General features: G+C 28.9%; 18 protein-coding genes, 4 tRNA genes and 1 pseudogene. 14 read left to right on the top strand and 9 right to left on the bottom strand.

Annotation, left to right across the window (positions count from 1 at the left end; translation table 11 throughout):
• Window positions 1-71: 71 nt before the first annotated feature.
• Window positions 72-647, bottom strand: coding sequence for a MarC family protein (locus tag I1A51_RS17390; protein WP_196896191.1), 576 nt, complete (start codon window positions 645-647; stop codon window positions 72-74).
• Between the two features lie 115 nt (window positions 648-762).
• On the opposite strand from I1A51_RS17390, the gene I1A51_RS17385 reads away from it, so the two are divergent.
• Window positions 763-1,338 carry a DUF3109 family protein gene (locus I1A51_RS17385; RefSeq protein ID WP_196896189.1) on the top strand — a complete coding sequence of 192 codons (576 nt, stop codon included), beginning with the start codon at window positions 763-765 and terminating at the stop codon, window positions 1,336-1,338.
• A gap of 163 nt (window positions 1,339-1,501) precedes the next feature.
• Here the strand turns inward: I1A51_RS17385 and I1A51_RS17380 are convergent, their stop codons facing one another.
• From I1A51_RS17380 to I1A51_RS17355, 6 genes are all read right to left on the bottom strand, one after another.
• Window positions 1,502-2,110: a hypothetical protein gene (locus I1A51_RS17380; protein ID WP_196896187.1), complete on the bottom strand. Its 609-nt coding sequence runs from the start codon at window positions 2,108-2,110 to the stop codon at window positions 1,502-1,504.
• A 64-nt stretch (window positions 2,111-2,174) separates the two neighbouring features.
• Complete coding sequence (locus I1A51_RS17375; protein ID WP_196896185.1) at window positions 2,175-3,398, bottom strand: glycosyltransferase; 1,224 nt, start codon at window positions 3,396-3,398, stop codon at window positions 2,175-2,177.
• A 5-nt stretch (window positions 3,399-3,403) separates the two neighbouring features.
• Window positions 3,404-3,799 (bottom strand): YchJ family protein, encoded by a 396-nt coding sequence (locus tag I1A51_RS17370; protein WP_196896183.1) that lies wholly within the window; start codon window positions 3,797-3,799, stop codon window positions 3,404-3,406.
• A gap of 165 nt (window positions 3,800-3,964) precedes the next feature.
• A tRNA-Leu gene (locus I1A51_RS17365) sits at window positions 3,965-4,048 on the bottom strand.
• 125 nt (window positions 4,049-4,173) lie between these two features.
• Window positions 4,174-4,257 (bottom strand) — tRNA-Leu (locus I1A51_RS17360).
• Window positions 4,258-4,269: 12 nt separating this feature from the next.
• Window positions 4,270-4,342, bottom strand: a tRNA-Gly gene (locus I1A51_RS17355).
• Window positions 4,343-4,516: 174 nt separating this feature from the next.
• Between I1A51_RS17355 and cyoE the strand changes: the two genes are divergently transcribed.
• The 10 genes from cyoE (at window position 4,517) to tsaB (ending at window position 11,812) form a co-directional block, all read left to right on the top strand.
• On the top strand, window positions 4,517-5,422 hold the full coding sequence (gene cyoE, locus I1A51_RS17350; RefSeq protein WP_196896182.1) for a heme o synthase: 906 nt from the start codon (window positions 4,517-4,519) through the stop codon (window positions 5,420-5,422).
• Window positions 5,423-5,436: 14 nt separating this feature from the next.
• Window positions 5,437-6,018 carry a cytochrome c oxidase subunit 3 gene (locus tag I1A51_RS17345; RefSeq protein ID WP_196896180.1) on the top strand — a complete coding sequence of 194 codons (582 nt, stop codon included), beginning with the start codon at window positions 5,437-5,439 and terminating at the stop codon, window positions 6,016-6,018.
• 59 nt (window positions 6,019-6,077) lie between these two features.
• Complete coding sequence (locus I1A51_RS17340) at window positions 6,078-7,061, top strand: cytochrome c oxidase subunit 3 (RefSeq protein WP_196896178.1); 984 nt, start codon at window positions 6,078-6,080, stop codon at window positions 7,059-7,061.
• Window positions 7,062-7,081: 20 nt separating this feature from the next.
• On the top strand, window positions 7,082-7,426 hold the full coding sequence (locus tag I1A51_RS17335; protein ID WP_196896176.1) for a cytochrome C oxidase subunit IV family protein: 345 nt from the start codon (window positions 7,082-7,084) through the stop codon (window positions 7,424-7,426).
• Between the two features lie 69 nt (window positions 7,427-7,495).
• Entirely contained in the window at window positions 7,496-8,161 is a 666-nt protein-coding gene (locus I1A51_RS17330) for a hypothetical protein (protein ID WP_196896174.1), read from the top strand.
• A complete protein-coding gene (locus tag I1A51_RS17325) occupies window positions 8,158-8,841 on the top strand; it encodes an SCO family protein (protein WP_196896172.1) in 684 nt (227 codons plus the stop codon). Before I1A51_RS17330 ends, I1A51_RS17325 begins: the two co-directional genes overlap by 4 nt.
• Window positions 8,828-9,370 carry a DUF420 domain-containing protein gene (locus I1A51_RS17320; RefSeq protein ID WP_196896170.1) on the top strand — a complete coding sequence of 181 codons (543 nt, stop codon included), beginning with the start codon at window positions 8,828-8,830 and terminating at the stop codon, window positions 9,368-9,370. Before I1A51_RS17325 ends, I1A51_RS17320 begins: the two co-directional genes overlap by 14 nt.
• Window positions 9,371-9,374: 4 nt before the next feature.
• Window positions 9,375-9,590 (top strand): hypothetical protein, encoded by a 216-nt coding sequence (locus tag I1A51_RS17315; protein ID WP_196896168.1) that lies wholly within the window; start codon window positions 9,375-9,377, stop codon window positions 9,588-9,590.
• Between the two features lie 68 nt (window positions 9,591-9,658).
• Window positions 9,659-11,017 (top strand): TolC family protein, encoded by a 1,359-nt coding sequence (locus I1A51_RS17310; protein WP_196896166.1) that lies wholly within the window; start codon window positions 9,659-9,661, stop codon window positions 11,015-11,017.
• 117 nt (window positions 11,018-11,134) lie between these two features.
• A complete protein-coding gene (tsaB, locus tag I1A51_RS17305) occupies window positions 11,135-11,812 on the top strand; it encodes a tRNA (adenosine(37)-N6)-threonylcarbamoyltransferase complex dimerization subunit type 1 TsaB (RefSeq protein WP_196896230.1) in 678 nt (225 codons plus the stop codon).
• 47 nt (window positions 11,813-11,859) lie between these two features.
• Here the strand turns inward: tsaB and I1A51_RS17300 are convergent, their stop codons facing one another.
• Together I1A51_RS17300 and I1A51_RS17295 are read right to left on the bottom strand one after the other, a co-directional pair.
• Entirely contained in the window at window positions 11,860-12,726 is an 867-nt protein-coding gene (locus tag I1A51_RS17300) for a mechanosensitive ion channel family protein (protein WP_196896164.1), read from the bottom strand.
• A 3-nt stretch (window positions 12,727-12,729) separates the two neighbouring features.
• A complete protein-coding gene (locus tag I1A51_RS17295; protein WP_196896162.1) occupies window positions 12,730-14,772 on the bottom strand; it encodes a thioredoxin domain-containing protein in 2,043 nt (680 codons plus the stop codon).
• A gap of 260 nt (window positions 14,773-15,032) precedes the next feature.
• Between I1A51_RS17295 and I1A51_RS17290 the strand changes: the two genes are divergently transcribed.
• The 3 genes and pseudogenes from I1A51_RS17290 to I1A51_RS17280 all read left to right on the top strand — a co-directional run.
• Complete coding sequence (locus tag I1A51_RS17290; RefSeq protein ID WP_196896160.1) at window positions 15,033-17,279, top strand: inorganic phosphate transporter; 2,247 nt, start codon at window positions 15,033-15,035, stop codon at window positions 17,277-17,279.
• 94 nt (window positions 17,280-17,373) lie between these two features.
• Window positions 17,374-17,446 (top strand) — tRNA-Met (locus tag I1A51_RS17285).
• A gap of 338 nt (window positions 17,447-17,784) precedes the next feature.
• Window positions 17,785-19,224, top strand: a pseudogene (locus tag I1A51_RS17280) (PKD domain-containing protein); the annotation flags it as partial.

Below are 19,224 nucleotides of genomic sequence, written 5' to 3'. Positions count from 1 at the left end.
AATTAAAAAAGCAGACAATAATTATTGTCTGCTTTTTAGATTAACTTATAATATAGAATGCTTTGATATTTTTATTGAAATAAACCTTGAATATTTGAAGCAAAAAGTTTTACAGCAATTGCTAAAAGAACTACTCCAAAGATTTTACGAATTACATTAATTCCTGATTTTCCAATTACATTTTCAATCTTTTTGGAAGATTTTAATACAATAAAAACAAAAACCATATTAATTATAATTGCTAAAATAATATTCACGGTATGATACTCTGCTTCTAAAGAAAGAATAGATGTCATTGTACCTGCTCCAGCAATTAAAGGAAATGCTAAAGGAACTACACTTGCAGTTTCAGGGTGATCGTCTTTAAATACAGAAATACCTAAAACCATTTCAATTGCTAAGAAAAAGATTACAAAAGAACCTGCAACAGCAAATGAATTTACATCAATACCAATTAATTTTAAGATTTTCTCTCCCACGAATAAAAAGGTAATCATGATAATGGTGGCAACAATTGAAGCCTTTTCAGATTGAATATGCCCAACCTTGTTTCTTAACTCTATAATTATTGGAATACTACCAATAATATCAATTACGGCAAATAATACCATTGTACAAGTTACGATTTCCTTAAAATCAAGTACCATATTTTTAATATTTAATTTTTTTGCAAATATATTTTATTAATTCAATAATCAAAGTAAAATTAACGTTAAATTAAATTAGCATTTTTTTAATTAAAAAATGATGTATTTTTGCCTTATGTTTCAATTAGGTAAAACCATCGTTTCTGAAGATATTATAGAGAAAGATTTTGTTTGTAATATCTCAAAGTGTAAAGGAGAATGCTGTATTGACGGTGATGCTGGCGCTCCATTAGAAGAAAATGAATTGCAAATTATGCAAGATGCTTATCCAGCTGTTAAACCTTTTTTAAGAGAAGAAGGAATTAAAGCTGTTGAGGAGCAAGGATTATATACAACAAATGAGTTTGGAGAACATGAAACAACTTTGATTGAAGGAAAAGAGTGTGCTTATGTGATTTTCGATGAAAAAAACACGGCAATGTGTGCTTTTGAACAAGCTTACAATCAAGGTTTAATTTCATGGAAAAAACCAATATCATGTCATTTATATCCAATACGTGTACAAGATTACTCCGGATTTGCTGCTGTGAATTATCATAGATGGCAAATTTGTGATGATGCCTGTTCTCTTGGAAAAGAATTACAGGTTCCTATTTATAAATTCACAAAAGAAGCTCTTGTAAGAAAGTTTGGTGAAGATTGGTATATGGAATTAGAAAAAATTGCAGAAAAAATAAAAGAAGAATATTAAATTTTGAAATTCATGATATCGCTCATATTTCAAAAAAATAAATCACTTTATTTTTGCAGTAGATTCACATACAAAATACATGATATTTTAAACCCCGAATAGTTAATTTTCATTTTATAGTTAAAAAAAGTCGCTGTTTGCGACTTTTTTTCTTTTATTATTTTTAGTTTTTTATACACTTAAAAACAAAATTTGTTGTAATATCTAAAGCAACTCCTGTGGAATCATCACTTTGTGTATCACTCATTGTTAAAGTTAATTCTGTATCACTTATTTCTGTTATTTGTAAAACAATATCTTCACCTGTTTCTGGTTCTTGAATAGTTATTGTTTCAGCATTTTCATCGATAATCCATGCGCTATCGAAATTATAATCTACATTTTCCTCACTAATATCTTGTGTATTTCCATTCATATTAATGGTTGCATGTAAATCAAAATCACCTGTTGATACTACATTTTTTGGATTATCTGTGATATCAAACTTTAAAGTGATATTTTTTCCAATTCCAGAAATATCCCCTAAAGCAACTCCTCCTGTTGCTACATCTCCTGTTAAATCAATAGAAGTAACATTCCAAACTCCAATTATTTGTTCCGAAAGAGATTGTTGATTTTGATTGTTGTCATCACTCGTATTGGATTCATCTTGATTTTCATCATTTTGCTCTTGTTGCTGTTGTTGGGTTGTAGTTGTTGAATCGTCATCACTACTACAAGCTGCAAAAAATGAAAGAGTAATTGCAATTAATGATAATTTTAGTTTTCTCATCGTTGTAAATTTTTTGATTACCAAGCTATACAACGAATTAATTATATAATTGTTACTTATATTGTTAATTTTTATTTTTTTCCTCAATCCATTTTGACATATATTTGGTACTTTTCAATGAATGATGTTGTAAAATTTGACCTATAAAATTCTTTTCTCGATGGTTTTTAAGATTAATATTTTGAATTACTTGAATAAATTTCTTCTTGAATAATTCTGCATTAAATAATTTATTAATTATAAAAACTCCTCTTTCTTGAAACTTATTCCATTCTTCTTTTTCTAAATATATTTTTTCTGTTTCTGAAATCATTTTCTCATAATTATCAGTAATTATTCCTGGCCAAAAATCATTTTCAAACATTCCTTCTGCACCAATTGTTGTTGTAATACTAACACATCCATTTTTCATAGCATCAATAAACTTTCCCTTTAATCCTGCGCCAAATGGAATCGGAGCCAAACAAATCCTGTGATTTTTCATTACTTCATTTACATCTTCTGCAAAGCCTTTTACTAAAAATCTTTCTTTAGGATTATGCAATTGTTTCACTTTTTGTGAAGCATACGCTCCATAAATATGTATTTCAATATTTGGAAGTTTTTTACGAAGTTTTGGCCAAATTTCTTTTTTCAAAATCTGCACAGTTTGCCAATTTGGTTCGTGATAAAAATTTCCTATAAAACAAATATCTTTTCTTTCTTCAAATGAATTCCAATTTTGAATGCCCTTCTCAGTTAATTTTTCTTCTAAAAAAGGTAAATAAAATAAAATATGTTCTGGTACTTGAAAAGTAGTTTTTAAAAGTTCAATTTCTTTTTTTGAAATAATTAATGTTAAATCGGAACGAAAAATACTTGCAATTTCTCTTTTAGTAATGTCTGAATTTAAAAGTTCATCAGCTTCTTCAGTTTGTTTTTTTCTAGCTTGTAATCTAGCATTTCTCAAAGAATGTAAATCTTCTGTATCTAAAATTTGAATAGCTTCAGGACAATTTTCTCGAACTCTCCAACCATATTGTTCTTCCATCATAAAACGATCATAAAGAACAATTTCAGGATTTATATTTTTAATTAAATCATCAAAAGAACTATTATTAACTTGAATTTTTAAAGGTTTAATTCCAAGTTCTTCTAAAGGAGCTTTATTTTCTGTCTCTTGTGCAGAAGTTGCAAAAATAATTTCCCAATTTTGTTCTAGAAATAGATTGATGATTTGCATCATTCTAGTTCCTGCCGCCGAAGATTTTGGTTCTGGCCAAACATATCCAATAATAAAAACTTTCATAAATTTTAATTATGTGTTCCTGAAACATAAAACCATTCCCCATTTTCTTTTACAAAATAGGAATTCTCATGAATTATTTTTTTCTTAAATAACTCTTTAAAATGTGCTTTAAATTCTACAAAACCTTCTTCATCATTTTCTAATCCATCTTTTGTATTTAAAACTTCTAATTTTAACCATTTTACACGTTTTGCCCATTTTTTGATTTCCATATACTCACTTAAAGGTCTTGAAGAACTATGATGTGTTTTCATTATATAATCGATTTCTGCTAAAGTGTAAGCTGTATAACGTGAACGCATTAAATCTTCTGCTGTTAAAGCTATTTTTTTCTCTTTAATTAATGGTAAACAACATTCTGAGAGTTGTTTTTTTCTTCCACAAGGGCACTGATCTTCCATGACTAAATATTTTTACAAAAGTACTTAGAAAAATGAAATTGAATTTTGATTTGTTTAGGAGAAATAAAAAAGGAGAGAAGCTATTAAAAGTTTCTCTCCTTTTTTTATAATTACAGATAAATAATTGCAAAAAAAAATCCTGATAATTTTATCAGGATTTTTTTGTACTCGGGATGGGACTTGAACCCATACGGACTAATGTCCACTGGATTTTAAGTCCAGCGTGTCTACCAATTCCACCACCCGAGCCGTTGTTTTTTTAGCTCTTGAGTTTTTTTAATTTCTTAGAACTTGCATTGCTTTATCAATGCGGGTGCAAATATAAAACTTATTTTTTATTTGCCAAACTTTTTTTAAAAAAGTTTTAAAAAAAGTACTCGGGATGGGACTTGAACCCATACGACCTAATGGTCACTGGATTTTAAGTCCAGCGTGTCTACCAATTCCACCACCCGAGCAGTGCACTAATGAGCGAAAAACGGGGCTCGAACCCGCGACCCCGACCTTGGCAAGGTCGTGCTCTACCAGCTGAGCTATTTTCGCAATTCAATTCTTTAAAAGACCGTTATCGCTTCATTGCGGATGCAAAAGTAACACAAAATTTTAATCTGGCAAGTAAATAGTAAAAAAAAATAAAAAAAAATTAGAAAAGAACTCTTATAAAGGTTGTTATTAAATAAATAAAAAATATCTTTGCACAGATTTTAATCGGTTTTTATGCAAACTACATCTAGTACCATAGAAAAAAAAGTGAGTTTAGTTAGAATTTTAGATGATTTCAAAGAGATCACAAAAATGCGCTTATCTTTAAGTGTAGTGTTTTCTTCCATCATAGGATATTTATTAGCAGCAGAAACTATTGAGATTTCTGTTATTATTCTTTTAGCTATTGGTGGTTATTTAGCTGTTGGTGCTTCAAACACTTTCAATCAAATTATAGAGAAAGATGTGGATGCACAAATGAAACGTACAAAAAATAGACCTTTACCTGCTGGAAGGATGACTATCAATACAGCATTAGTTATTGGGATTATTTGTACATTATTAGGAATTTATATTCTTTATACTATAAATCCTAGAACTGCACTTTTCGGAGCAATTTCTATTTTTATTTATGTAAGTGTTTATACTCCTTTAAAAGCAATTACACCATTAACAGTTTTTGTGGGAGCAATTCCAGGAGCAATTCCTTTTATGTTAGGTTGGGTAGCTGCAACAAATGAATTTTCTATTGAACCAGGAACTTTATTTTTAATTCAGTTTTTTTGGCAATTTCCACACTTTTGGGCAATTGGATGGTTAGCTTTTGATGAATACAAGAAAGTAGGATATAATATGCTTCCAATGGGAAAAAAAGATGGAAGAGCAGTAATTCAAATTATCCTTTATACAATTTGTATGATTGTTTTTTCTGTATTACCAGCTTTTGGAGTTACAGGAAGATTACATTTATCGATTGTTTCAGGAATTTTAGTTTTCTTGTTAGGGGCAATGATGCTTTATTATGCAATTAAACTTTATAAAGAAAAAACCGATAAAGTTGCAAAACAATTAATGTTTTCTAGCTTGATTTATATTACTTTGATTCAAATCATTTATGTTGTAGATAAATTTCTACACTAATTCAATCATAAAACATGGAAATTACATTAGATAAAGAATTAAAACAAGCAAAACGTAAAACAGCAAAACCAATGCTGTGGATTGCTATCGTAAGCATGATAATGATGTTTGCAGGTTTAACAAGTGCTTATATTGTAAGTAGTGCACGTCAAGACTGGGTTAGTTTTCAAATGCCAAATGCTTTTTATGTAAGTACACTTTTAATATTGCTAAGTAGTACAACTTTTTTCATGGCAAAAAAGTTTATTAGAAAAGACAATAGACAAATAACTTCAATATTATTATTAACAACTTTAGCACTGGGAATTGCTTTTGTTGTTTTTCAATTTATTGGATATAATCAATTAATTAATTCAGGATTATATTTAACAGGTCCAGAAAGTAGAATTTCTTCTTCTTTATTTTATGTGATTTCATTTGCACATTTATTACACATAATTGCAGGGCTTGTTGTTGTTTCTGTGGTTATTTTTAACCATTTTAGATTTAAATATAACTCTAGTGAAGTGCTTGGAATTGAGCTTGGTAGTATCTTTTGGCACTTTTTAGATATCCTATGGATTGCACTGTTTTTATTTTTCTATTTGAAAGGATAATAAAATATTGTACTTTTGGCGAAACTATAAACTATAACTAAAAAATAAATATACTTTTTATGGAAGCAAATTATGCTGCTACAAACGATGAAGGAAAAACTTGGGATGGAGGAAGTGTCAAGCCTTTAGGAGCAAGCTATGGTAAAATGATGATGTGGTTCTTCATCATGTCTGATGCTCTTACATTTTCTGGTTTTTTAGCTGCTTATGGCTTAATGCGTTTTAAATTTATCGATACTTGGCCAATCGCAGATGAAGTATTTACTCACATTCCATTTATACACGGAGATTACCCAATGTATTATGTGGCATTTATGTCATTTGTGTTAATCTTCTCTTCTGTAACTATGGTATTAGCTGTAGATGCAGGAAAACAAATGAAGAAAGCAACAGTTGCTTTTTACATGTTCTTGACAATTTTAGGAGGTATTATATTCGTAGGATCTCAAGCTTGGGAGTGGAATACGTTCATTAAAGGTTCTTATGGTGCTTTAAAATTAAACGATGGAAAAATGATCCAATTCGTTGATTCTAATGGGCACAAAGTTGCTTTAGAAGATTTTGTAGCTGCAACACCTTATGGTGTGAGAGAGCAACACACAAGAGATAAAGGTTTATGGTTTGTTGAAGATAATAATTTTAAAGAATTTACTGTAGAACAAGTAATTGCTGGATTTAAAGCTCACCCAGAATTAAGCATTGTTACAGAAAAAATAAATCACGAAACTAGAGAGAAACAAATTGTTCCTCATAGTGAAGCTTTTGGATTCTTAAACGAAGCAAAAACTGTTGTAGTTGGTGCGAATTTAAAAGAGAATGAATATGGTAATACATTATTTGGAGATTTCTTCTTCTTTATTACAGGATTCCACGGATTCCACGTATTCTCAGGAATTGTATTAAATATCATCATCTTCTTCAATGTTCTTTTAGGAACTTATGAAAGAAGAGGACACTACGAAATGGTTGAGAAAGTAGGTTTATACTGGCACTTCGTAGATTTAGTATGGGTATTTGTATTCACATTCTTCTATTTAGTTTAATCTGAAAATAAAAAATTAAAATGGCACACGCAGAATCACATAAAGCATTTATCTGGAAAGTATTTGGAGTATTATCTTTAATTACAGCAGTAGAGGTAATTTTAGGTATCGCGAAACCAGATGCATTATACTTAGGACAAATTTTAGGAACAAGTCCTTTGAACTGGATATTCATTATCTTAACTCTTATGAAAGCTTACGCTATTACATGGTACTTCATGCACATGGCAGATGAAAAAGCTAGTTTCAGAAGAGCAGTAGTTTGGCCAACAGTTTTCTTAATAATTTACTTAGTAACATTATTATTAATTGAAGGTTCATATATACACGATGTTTTAAGTCCATTAGTAAAATGGAATTACTAATAATATTTGAATAAAAAAAAAGAGGGTGGTTGTTAAAAACCACCTTTTTTTGCTAATACACATAAGGAAATGAAAAAATTTGCAGTCTTATTTGGAATTTTTGTACTTCCGTTAATGTTTTACATTTTTCTTTCAACAGGAGATTACCAATCGTCATCTTTACCTGTTTTAACAAAAAATGTAAAAAATATCGAAGAATTAGAAGGTAATACAGATGGTGTAACATATCGTAAGAAATTTACTGTTTTAACTTTCTTAGGAACAGATTACGCACAAATTCAAGCTTCTGTTTTTAATTTAAATCAAACAATTTATAAGCGTTATAATCAAAAAATGAGCGGAGGAAAATTCTTGTTTCAGATTGTTGCGATTTATCCAAAAGGAAGTGAAGCTGTAATTGAAAAAGTGAAAAATGAATTGGGAGCTTTTTCAAATACGAAACGTTGGCATTTTATTCCTGCCAGTTCTAATGAAATCACAGAACTTTTTACTAGCTTAGATAGTCCTTATAGTTTAGATGAAAATTATTTTACACAATATGCTTTCATTATTGGACAAAAAGGAAAATTAAGAGGAAGAACAGATGATGAAGATTATTATGACCATAAATTATATGGATATGATATGACATCTGTAGCTGAATTAAAAGATAAAATGATTGATGATATCAATATTTTGTTTTATAAGTGGAGTAAAATCACGGTGAAAAAAAGTAAAGAAAATAAAGAATCATGATTAAAAAATCATATATAGGAATTTCATTTATCGTCTTGGTATTTGGAATTTATGTTGCATATAATTTTAAGAATCAATTCTCAAAAACTTATGGAACAGAAAATAAAGAAGAAAGTAAAAAATTAGTGACTTTTGAGAAAGTTCCAGATTTTTCATTTATGAATCAAGATGGAAAAATGATTTCCAATAAAGATTTAGATGGAAAAGTTTATGTTTTAGAATTCTTCTTTACAACTTGTCCTACGATTTGTCCGATTATGAATGAAAATATGCTTTTAATTCAAGACAAATTCTACGGAAATAAAGATTTCGGAATTGTATCTATCAGTATTAATCCTGAACATGATACTCCTGAAATTTTAAAACAATATGCAAAAGATCATAAAATAGAACATAAAGATTGGCATTTATTAACTGGACCAAAAGAGAAAGTATATGAATTGTCCAATACAGGTTTTAGATTATATGCAAATGAAAATCCAGATGCTGAAGGAGGTTTTGAGCATTCAGGTTTATTTGCTTTAATTGATAAAAATGGAAATATCCGTTCTAGAAAAGTAGAAGAAGGTGGCTTTGAAAATCCAATTAAATTTTATGATGGATTAGATAAAAAGCACATTCAGATGTTAAAGGAAGACATTGAAATATTATTAAAAGAGAAAAAAGATGGAAGCAATTAAGAGACAACCTACAGATATGAAAAAATATAACAAGTGGATTACAATTTTATCAGTTGCCATTCCAGTTGTTGTAGCAATTTTATTTGGAGTGAAAATTCCTAATGTTGCACCATTATCTTTTTTACCTCCGATTTATGCAACAATTAACGGAATTACAGCTTTCTTATTAGTTTTTGCAGTAATGGCAGTGAAAAAAGGGAATATTAAACTTCATGAAACATTGATAAAAATTGCAATAGCTTGTTCTGTTGCTTTTTTAGGAATGTATGTTGCTTATCACATGACTTCTGATTCAACAGTCTTTGGTGGAGAAGGTTTTATTAAATATTTCTACTACTTTATATTAATTACGCATATTATTTTATCAATTATAATTATTCCATTTGTTTTAATAACTTATGTAAGAGGAATTACATATAATGTAGAATTACACAGAAAGATTGCAAAAATCACGTTTCCAATGTGGTTTTATGTAGCTGTTACTGGAGTTGTAGTTTATATCATGATTTCTCCATATTACGTACATTAATATTATGAAGAAAAAAATAAGTTTACTTCTATTTTCATTATTCTCTATCACTTTTTACGGACAATGCGCTATGTGTAAAGCAGTTGTAGAGAATAGTGGAAATGAAAAAGCAGCCGAAGGTTTAAATACTGGAATTATGTGGCTGATGATTTTCCCATATATTTTAGTTGGAGGCTTGTTATATGCTTTTTATAAATACAGGCAAAAACAAAAAAATTAACAAAATTATTTAAGAAAATTGTGTTACAAATTTTATATTTAATCGTTACTAATAGAAAATAATAACGAATGAAGGCTAAAATTGCTATTTTTTGTGCACTGTTTTTATCAGTTTATTCATTTTCTCAACAGAAAAAATGGACTTTACAAGAATGCGTAGATTACGCAATTGATAATAATATTTCAATAAAACAAATGCAGCTAACTGCGGATATGTCTGATCAAGACCGTGAAGCTGCAATCGGAGCTATGTTACCTAATTTAGGCGCGCAAGCTTCTCAATCTTTTTCTTTTGGTTCGAGTATTAATCAGACAAATGAAAGGGTTTCTAGTGATGTTCTACAATCTAATTTTGGCTTAAATTCTTCTGTAACAGTTTTCAATGGTTTTAAACTTAGAAATTCTTATAAACAATCAAAAATTGATTATGAATCTTCACTTTTTGATATTCAAAAAACAGAAGATGATATTACTTTAGATATTGTAAATGCTTATTTGACGATTTTATTTGATAAGGAAAATTTAAATATTGCGATTGCAAAATTAGAAATCACAAAAGAACAATTAGAAAGAACTAGAGAATTAGTTGAAGCAGGAAGTAAACCAAAAGTTGATTTATATGATGTGCAAGCTTCTTTAGCAAAAGATGAGCAAAAAGTTGTTGAACAAGAAAATAAATTAGAAATTTCAAAACTAACTTTAGCTCAAATTCTTCAAGTAGATTATCAAGGGTTTGAAATTGCAGAAGTTGAAGTTACTTTACCTTCTGGATCTATTTTATTAGAATCTTCAAATCAAATTTATAAAGAATCTTTAGCTTTAAGACCAGAAATTAAAAAAGCAGAAATAGCATTAACAGGAGCAGAATTAGCAACGGATATTGCAAGAGCAGATTATTATCCATCTTTATCTTTTTCAGCAGGATTAAGTACATTTTATTTACACCAACAAGGAGGAAATGAAATTATTTTTAATCCGATGACAAATACTTTTCTAGATAATCGTTTTAAAGAACAAGTAAGTAATAATTTAAATAAATCTTTTCAATTTACCCTTACAATTCCTATCTTTAGCAACTTAATGGTGAAAACAAATGTTGCAAAAGCAAAGTTGAATTCACAAATTGCAGAATACGAATTAGAAAGTCAAAAATTAGCTTTACAACAAACAATTCAATCTGCATATTTAGATGCAAAAGCTGCATTAAAAACATACGAAGCTTCAGAAATTTCTTTAGTTGCACAACAAAAATCATTTGAAAATGCACAGATTAAATATAATTTAGGAAGCATGACTTCATTTGATTTTGATAAAGTAAAACAAGAATTAATTGAAGCTCAATCAACATTAGTAAGAAGTAAATACGATTTTGTATTTAAAATAAAAGTATTAGAATTCTATAAAGGAATGACAATAACAGCAGAGTAAATAGTTTACGGTTTTATTTCTCTGAGAAGCATTTTAACTTTTAAGAAAGTTAGAATGCTTTTTTTTTGAAAAGAAGTATCTTTGCCTTTAATTGATAATCATAAAAAGAAAGAAATTTTGGGATTGATTTTAAATATTGAAACTGCAACAAAGAATTGTTCTGTTAGTATTTCAAAGGATGGAGAAATAATTGTGATGAAGGAATTGAATAATGGAAATTATTCACATGCTGAAATGTTGCATCCTTTTATTAAAGAAATTTTGGAAGAAGCAAATTTGTCTTTTTCAGATTTAAATGCTGTTGCTGTTAGTAAAGGCCCAGGTTCTTACACAGGTTTAAGAATTGGTGTTTCTGCTGCAAAAGGTTTTGCTTATTCTTTAGATATTCCAATGATTTCAATTCCAACTTTAGAGATTTTAGCAAATAGTATTTCTATTGATGAAGGAGTTATTATTCCGATGTTAGATGCTAGAAGAATGGAAGTTTATGCTTCGGTTTATAATTTAGATAAAGAACAAGTAAGAGAAATTAAAGCTGAAATCATTGATGAAACTTCTTTTTCAGAATATTTAGAGAAATTAAAAGTTCATTTTGTTGGAGATGCTGTTTCAAAATGTGAAGAAGTAATTCAACATCCAAATGCTATTTTTTATGAGAATAAATTTCCTTCTGCAAAAGAAATGGGGAAATTATCTGAATTAAAATTTAAAAATAAAGAATTTGAAGATGTTGCTTATTTTGAGCCATTTTACTTAAAAGATTTTGTAGTGACTCCTCCAAAGAAAAAAATATAAACATAAAAAAAGCTGAATTTTAAAATTCAGCTTTTTTACTTTTCTTATTATGCTTCGTGATTGTACACGTGAATATCTCTTTGTGGATAAGGAATTCCAATTCCAGCTTTATCTAAAGCATATTTAGCTTTTTCCATTGTATCAAAATAAACAGGGAAATAATCCCCTCCATTTACCCAACATCTTACGATGATGTTTACACTGTTATCAGCCAATTCATTTACTAAAGCTTCTGTTTCTGTATCTTTTAAAACTTTATCATTAGAATTTACAATATTTAATAAAATATCTTTTGCTTGTTTGATATCTGCATCATAACTAATTCCAAAAGTAAAATCAATTCTTCTTGTTCCTTCTGCACTATAGTTTACAATGTTTCCATTTGATAAAGCGCCATTTGGAATGATAACTAATTTATTATCTGGAGTAAGAAGTTTTGTAACGAAAATCTGAATTTCTTTTACTTTTCCAATATGACCTTGTGCTTCGATTACTTCTCCAACTTTAAATGGTTTGAAAATCATCAACATTACACCTCCAGCAAAGTTGGCAAGAGAACCTTTTAAAGCCAAACCAACAGCTAAACCTGCTGTACCAAGAATTGCAATAAAAGAAGAAGTAGGAACTCCTAATTCCTCTACAACCATAATAAATAAAAGAACTTTTAATGTCCAATTCAATAAATCTCCTAAGAATCTTTGAAGTGTTTCAGACATTTTTGATTTCTTCATTAATTTACTGAACACATTACGAATCAATTTTATAATAATTATACCTAAAATAAAAATGATAATAGCGAAAGCAACTTTTGGAATAGCATCTCTAATCACATCCGTCACCACATTCCACTTACTAGATAAATTATCTGTAAGATCTTTTGCTTTGTTTTCTAAGTCGTTTGTCTGATAGTACATTGATTATAGTTTAAAAATTATATTGTTTATACTCTTTTGAAAATCAGTTTGGGGTAGATTGCAACTATTATTTTTGCAAATATATACTTTAGTTTCTAGACTTTCTCTATTTTTTAGTAAAGAAATTTCGCTCGGTTTTACACATCCCGCTAAAATGATGTTCGGAATGTAATAATTTTTGAATTTATTTGAAATTTCTTCAATATTTTTTCCTGATATCACAATTTCATAAAATTCACCTACATAATTACACATTAAATTTAACCAATTGGAAAAACCACTTCCATACTTTTCCATTTGTTCTTGAATATTGTGTAACATTTGCTTGGAAACATCAGAATAATAGGTGTTAGAAAAGAAAAGACTAAGTTTAAAAAGATTGTTTGCCATGATAGAATTTGAAGAAGGAATCACATTATCTTCCAAATCTATTTTTTTGCTGATTAAATCTTTGTCTAAATCGGAAGTGAAATAAAACATTTTATTTTTAGAATTATAGAAATGTACAAAAGCATAATCAGTTAATTTTTTTGCTTCAAAAAGCCATTTTTCTTCAAAAGTTGCTTCATAAAGTGAAATAAAAGAATCAATTACTGTAGCATAATCTTCCAAATAGCCATTAATTGTCCTTTTTCCATTTTTATAATTGTGATAAAGTTTTCCACTTTCATCTATTTGTTTGGAAAGAATAAAATTTGCATTCTTTTGAGCAATTTTTAAAAAATGTTCTTCTTGAAAAACTTTATAAGCATCTACATATCCTTTTAACATTAAAGCATTCCATGAAGTCAATGTTTTATCATCTAATCTTGGGCGATTTCTTTTATCTCTTTCTTTATATAAGATAGATTTCCAATTTTTTACTTTATTTTTTAATTCTGAAATAGATAAATTATGTCTTAGAGCAAAATTTTCATCCCTTTCTTTTCGAATTAAAACATAGGTGTCATTTTCCCAAAGTCCATAACTATTCACATTATAATAATCTGCAAAAAAAATAAATTCATCACCTAAAAGTGATTTTAATTCTTTTTTTGTCCAACCATAAAAAGCACCTTCTTCTAAAACACCTTCTTTATTTAAGCTATCAGCATCCAATGAAGAATAAAAAACACCTTCGTCACTCATTAATTCTCTTTCGACGAATTTGGTAGTTTCCGACACAATTTCTTTATACAATTCATTTTTAGTTAAAGAATAAGCATCACTATATAAACTAACTAATTGTCCATTATCATAAAGCATCTTTTCAAAATGTGGAACATGCCATTTTGTATCTACAGCATAACGAGAAAACCCACCACCAATCTGATCATAAATTCCACCAAAAGCCATTTGATTTAGAGAAGTTTCTATATATTTCATCAATTCTTTATCTTTTGTCTGAAAAGCATAACGCATTAAAAATTGGTAATTATTTGGTAAAGGAAATTTGGGTGCAGATTGTTTTCCACCTAAATCAAAATCCATAAATTTTTTCCAATTATTTACAGTTTTTACAAGTGTTTCTCTAGTAAATTCAGGACTTGAATCTTTGATGTTAATTAAATTTATTTCTTGAATTCCTTTTGTTAGTTTTTCTGCATATTCAATAACTTTTTCAGGAGAATTTTTATAAACATCAACTAATTGCTGTAAAGTTTCTATCCAATTTTTCTTTGGAACATACGTTGCTCCCCAAATTGGTTTTCCGCTTGGAAGCGTTACAACATTCAAAGGCCATCCACCTTGACCAGTCATTATTTGAAGTGCTTGCATATAAATTTGATCAACATCTGGACGCTCTTCTCGATCGACTTTTATATTGATAAAATTTTGATTCATAATTTCTGCAACTTCCTCATCTTCGAAACATTCTTTTTCCATTACATGACACCAATGACAAGCAGCATAACCAATTGAGATAATAATTAATTTATTTTCTTTGTCAGCTTCTTGAAGATGTGTATCTTGCCACGGTTTCCAATCAACCGGATTATGGGCGTGTTGGAGCAGGTAAGGGCTTGTTTCAGAAGCCAATATATTGGTGTGTTTTTTTTGAGACATTGTAAAGTTTTAAAATTTAACGCAACTAATAATAAGTTAAGGATTTAAGATTTATCTTGAATCTTTTTTGTTGTAAATAGGTAATATTTTAATAAATAAACAATTGTATTCAGTTTTGGATACAAAGTAATTAAAAATAAGAATGTGAATTTGTGTAAAATTACCACAAAAAAATATGTGTTAGTAACATTTTAATAACATAAATTCTTTTGCGGTTTACTAATTTTGCACCTCAATTAATATAAATTTTTAGTAACTCAATGGGAGATATTTATATTTTAATGCTTATAGCGTTAGCTGTTTTAGCTTTAGTTGATTTAGTGGTAGGAGTGAGTAATGATGCTGTGAACTTTTTGAATTCGGCTATTGGATCAAAAGCTATCCCGATTAAAACTATTATGATAATTGCAAGTATTGGTATTGCAATGGGAGCATTAACTTCGAGTGGACTTATGGAAGTAGCTCGAAAAGGAATTTTTGTACCAAGTGAATTTTTCTTTAATGAAATTATGTACATCTTTATGGCAGTAATGATAACCGATGTGATTCTGCTCGATGTGTTTAATAGCTTGGGAATGCCAACATCTACCACCGTTTCAATTGTATTTGAGTTATTAGGAGCGTCTGTAGCAATGGCTTTAATTAAGATTTTAGCTAGCGATTCAGAAACGATTTCTCATTTAGGAAAATACATCAATTCAGGAAAAGCATTAGAAATTATTATGGGAATTTTACTTTCCGTTGTTGTTGCTTTTTCTATTGGAGCCATTGTTCAATTGGTCTCAAGATTGATTTATTCTTTTAATTATGAAAAGAAAAAAAGTTATGTAAACGCTGTATTTGGAGGTGTCGCAATCACTTCTATTACTTATTTTATTATTATAAAAGGATTAAAAGGAACACAATTTTATGGTGATTTTAAAGGAATTATCGATGGAAATTTACTTTTAATTTTATTAGGAGGATTTATATTATGGACAGCAATTTCACAACTTTTAATCAGTGTTTTTAAAATAAATATCCTAAAATTAATTATTGGAATTGGAACATTTTCTTTAGCAATGGCGTTTGCTGGGAATGATTTAGTAAACTTTATTGGAGTTCCAATTGCAGCATTAAATTCTTATGATATTTGGTTAGAATCTGGAATTCCTGCTTTCGAATTCGGAATGAAAAGTTTAGAAGGGAAAGTAGAAACTCCAACAATTTTATTACTTATAGCTGGAACTGTGATGGTTATAACTTTATGGTTCTCTAAAAAAGCAAAAGCTGTAATTGAAACAGGAATTAATCTTTCTCGTCAAGGAGATGGACATGAGAAATTCCAACCAAATACTCCAGCTCGTTTTTTAGTTAGAGCGGCTGTAAATATTAATAAAGGAATTGTTTTTATTTTACCAAAACAGACAAGAAACTGGATTGATTCAAAATTTGAAAAACCTGTAATTAGCTTACCAAAAGATAAAACATATGAAATGCCTGCGTTCGATTTAGTTCGTGCATCTGTTAATTTAGTGGTAGCTGCAATTTTAATATCTATAGGTACATCTTTAAAATTACCTTTATCAACAACTTATGTAACATTTATGGTAGCAATGGGTACTTCTTTAGCGGATAGAGCTTGGGGAAGGGAAAGTGCTGTATATCGTGTTGCTGGAGTTTTAAATGTAATCGGAGGATGGTTTGTAACTGCAATGATGGCATTTATTACAGGAGCAATTGTTTTATATTTTATTCAATTAGGAGGAATTGTTTCTGTTGCTGTATTATTAATTTTAGTTTTCACTCTTTTAGGAAGAAATTATGTAAAACATAAAAAGAAAGAACAAGAGGAGAAAGAGAAGAAAATGATCAAGAAGGAAGAAATTAGTTCTATTCAAGGAGTGATTGATGAAAGTTCTGCTCATATTGGGGAAGTAGTCCAAAGAGTTAGTAAGCTTTACACAAATGTAGTAGACGATTTAGCACTTCAAGATTTAAATAAATTAAAGAAAACAGAAAAACATGTTCGTAAATTGAATAATGAAATTGATGAATTAAAAGATGATGTTTTCTATTTTATTAAGTCATTAAATGAATCATCTGTTGAAGCTAGTAGATTCTATATTTTAGTCCTTGGATATTTACAAGATATTGCGCAAGCAATTGATTATATCTCCAGAATAAGCTTCAAACATGTTTATAATAATCATAAAGATTTAAAGAAAGGACAAATAAAAGATTTAAAAAACATCAATAATGAATTAAATGAAATGTTGATGGATATTAAGAAAATTTTTGAAAATCGTTCATTCCAAGATTTATCAGATGTTTTAAGTGAGAAAAGAGATTTAATAGAGAACGTTTCTAAATTAATTCAAAAGCAAGTTGATAGAATTCGTACGGATGAAACGAGTCCAAAGAATACAACATTGTATTTTAGTATTTTATTAGAAACAAAAGATTTAACATCTGCAATATTAAATTTATTACAGTTGTACGAAGATTTTTTCAAAACTTCAAAATAAATAAAAAATAAAAAGAGAATTTGTAAAAGTTCTCTTTTTTTATTTAAAGCCCTTGCAGGGCAAGAAAAAAGCTGTATATTTGCAACGCAAACATCGCGGGATAGAGCAGTAGGCAGCTCGTCGGGCTCATAACCCGAAGGTCACAGGTTCGAGTCCTGTTCCCGCTACAAAGCTAAACCATCTCTTTTAGAGGTGGTTTTTTTTTATTTCCTATTTTTTATAAGGGTATATTTTTTTATATTGCGCTCCAAATCTTGTTTAAACTATAATTTATGAAAAAAAAATACACTTCAATCCTGCTCATATTTAGAAAAAGTATAACCGAAGCCAGTTATACGAAGTTACTTGTATTTGAAAATATAAATTATAGATAGTTAATTAATTTTGAAAATTAATTAATTACTCGATGTTTTTTACTTAACTAAAATGTAGATATAATTTTTTTTTAGCATTTTACGTTATTGTAATATTATAAGGAATACATGTGAAAAATTTCTAACCAAAGATGAAAATAACCAAACTAACCTATTTTATATTATTATTACTCTTTTTTGTACCAAAAAGTAATAATGCTCAGGATAATTCAACTTATGAAAATGCAAATCCTTTTTGTGCTGATGAAGGATTGCTTTTCCCAAATGTACACGATGGTTCAACAGCACAAGCTGGTCCTGATTATTCTTGTTTAGGAACACAACCAAATGTCGCTTGGTATTTTTTTCAAGTAGGAAATTCTGGTTTGATAGAATTAACAATTGAACAAAATACAAGTCCTGATTTTAATGGAACAGGATTAGATGTCGACTTTATTTGTTGGGGACCTTTTACAGATTTAAATTTTACAGATGCAGATTTAGTTTCTGCTAATGAAATTGCTTGCAGCTATTCTATTGCTCCAATAGAAGTTTTTGAAATTCCAGCCGCTCAAGTAGGGGAATTTTATTTAATTGCAATTACAAATTTTAATGGAGCTGCCGGTTATATCAAAGTTAATCAAACAAAAGGAGGAGGTGACACGAATTGTGAGGTTCTTGCGGCGATTACTGATACAGAAGCCTGTGAAGGTGAAACTGTTGAATTAGACGGTACTCCTTCATATAACCCATTTGGAAATCCTTTAACTTACCAATGGTCTTTATTAAATACTACTACAGGTGATTTCGAAGATATCGTTGGAGAAACAGACCCACTATTTACTGTTACTACAGCAGGAACTTATGGAATTACCATTACAGATACAGTTCAAAATACGGAAACTTTTGAAGATGCTGTAATTACCTTTCATGAAACACCTGTAATTACTGCAACTATTTCTGATATTCAAGAATGTGATTTGTCAGCTGTTAATTTTGATTTTCATACTTTACTAGATACACAAGTTTTAACAGGCTTAGATGCTACAATATTTGATGTCACTTATCATTTAACTGAAGACGATGCTAATAATAATGAAAATGAAATTACGGGTAACCATACAACTACTACAAATCAAACTATTTGGATTCGTGTAGAAAATAATAATTCAACAACGTGTTTTACTACTGAAAGTTTTGAGATAATTGAATATCCTGAAGTTGTTGCAAATGAACCTGGTGATATGACAATTTGTTCAAATGTTTTAGCATTTGATTTAACAACTCAAAACAATATTATTAATAGTGATGCTGGGGTAACAATTACTTATTTTGATTCTTCAGGTGCTGAAATTACAAATCCAACTTCATATGTTGGACCTAATGCTAGTACTATTACAGCACAAGTTCAAGATGATATAACAACTTGTATTAGTCAAACGACTTTTGAAATTTTTATTAATCAAGTTCCTACATTAACAACACCACCAAATATTGTTCAATGTGCAGATAATTTAACCTTCGACCTAACAGTCCAAGATGGATTAATCACAACAGACACTGGAGTAACAATTACATATTATGATGCATCA

This window comes from Aureivirga marina (assembly GCF_015767265.1).
In the GTDB taxonomy this organism is placed as follows: domain Bacteria; phylum Bacteroidota; class Bacteroidia; order Flavobacteriales; family Flavobacteriaceae; genus Aureivirga; species Aureivirga marina.
Note: the sequence above shows the minus strand (reverse complement) of the source record. Positions and strands in the feature narration are given on the sequence as shown.

Bases quoted from the DNA above. Each gene is read 5' to 3' on its own strand.
- I1A51_RS17390 (WP_196896191.1), bottom strand. From the start codon at position 647: ATGGTACTTGATTTTAAGGAAATCGTAACTTGTACAATGGTATTATTT.
- I1A51_RS17385 (WP_196896189.1), top strand. From the start codon at position 763: ATGTTTCAATTAGGTAAAACCATCGTTTCTGAAGATATTATAGAGAAA.
- I1A51_RS17380 (WP_196896187.1), bottom strand. From the start codon at position 2,110: ATGAGAAAACTAAAATTATCATTAATTGCAATTACTCTTTCATTTTTT.
- I1A51_RS17375 (WP_196896185.1), bottom strand. From the start codon at position 3,398: ATGAAAGTTTTTATTATTGGATATGTTTGGCCAGAACCAAAATCTTCG.
- I1A51_RS17370 (WP_196896183.1), bottom strand. From the start codon at position 3,799: ATGGAAGATCAGTGCCCTTGTGGAAGAAAAAAACAACTCTCAGAATGT.
- cyoE (WP_196896182.1), top strand. From the start codon at position 4,517: ATGCAAACTACATCTAGTACCATAGAAAAAAAAGTGAGTTTAGTTAGA.
- I1A51_RS17345 (WP_196896180.1), top strand. From the start codon at position 5,437: ATGGAAATTACATTAGATAAAGAATTAAAACAAGCAAAACGTAAAACA.
- I1A51_RS17340 (WP_196896178.1), top strand. From the start codon at position 6,078: ATGGAAGCAAATTATGCTGCTACAAACGATGAAGGAAAAACTTGGGAT.
- I1A51_RS17335 (WP_196896176.1), top strand. From the start codon at position 7,082: ATGGCACACGCAGAATCACATAAAGCATTTATCTGGAAAGTATTTGGA.
- I1A51_RS17330 (WP_196896174.1), top strand. From the start codon at position 7,496: ATGAAAAAATTTGCAGTCTTATTTGGAATTTTTGTACTTCCGTTAATG.
- I1A51_RS17325 (WP_196896172.1), top strand. From the start codon at position 8,158: ATGATTAAAAAATCATATATAGGAATTTCATTTATCGTCTTGGTATTT.
- I1A51_RS17320 (WP_196896170.1), top strand. From the start codon at position 8,828: ATGGAAGCAATTAAGAGACAACCTACAGATATGAAAAAATATAACAAG.
- I1A51_RS17315 (WP_196896168.1), top strand. From the start codon at position 9,375: ATGAAGAAAAAAATAAGTTTACTTCTATTTTCATTATTCTCTATCACT.
- I1A51_RS17310 (WP_196896166.1), top strand. From the start codon at position 9,659: ATGAAGGCTAAAATTGCTATTTTTTGTGCACTGTTTTTATCAGTTTAT.
- I1A51_RS17300 (WP_196896164.1), bottom strand. From the start codon at position 12,726: ATGTACTATCAGACAAACGACTTAGAAAACAAAGCAAAAGATCTTACA.
- I1A51_RS17295 (WP_196896162.1), bottom strand. From the start codon at position 14,772: ATGTCTCAAAAAAAACACACCAATATATTGGCTTCTGAAACAAGCCCT.
- I1A51_RS17290 (WP_196896160.1), top strand. From the start codon at position 15,033: ATGGGAGATATTTATATTTTAATGCTTATAGCGTTAGCTGTTTTAGCT.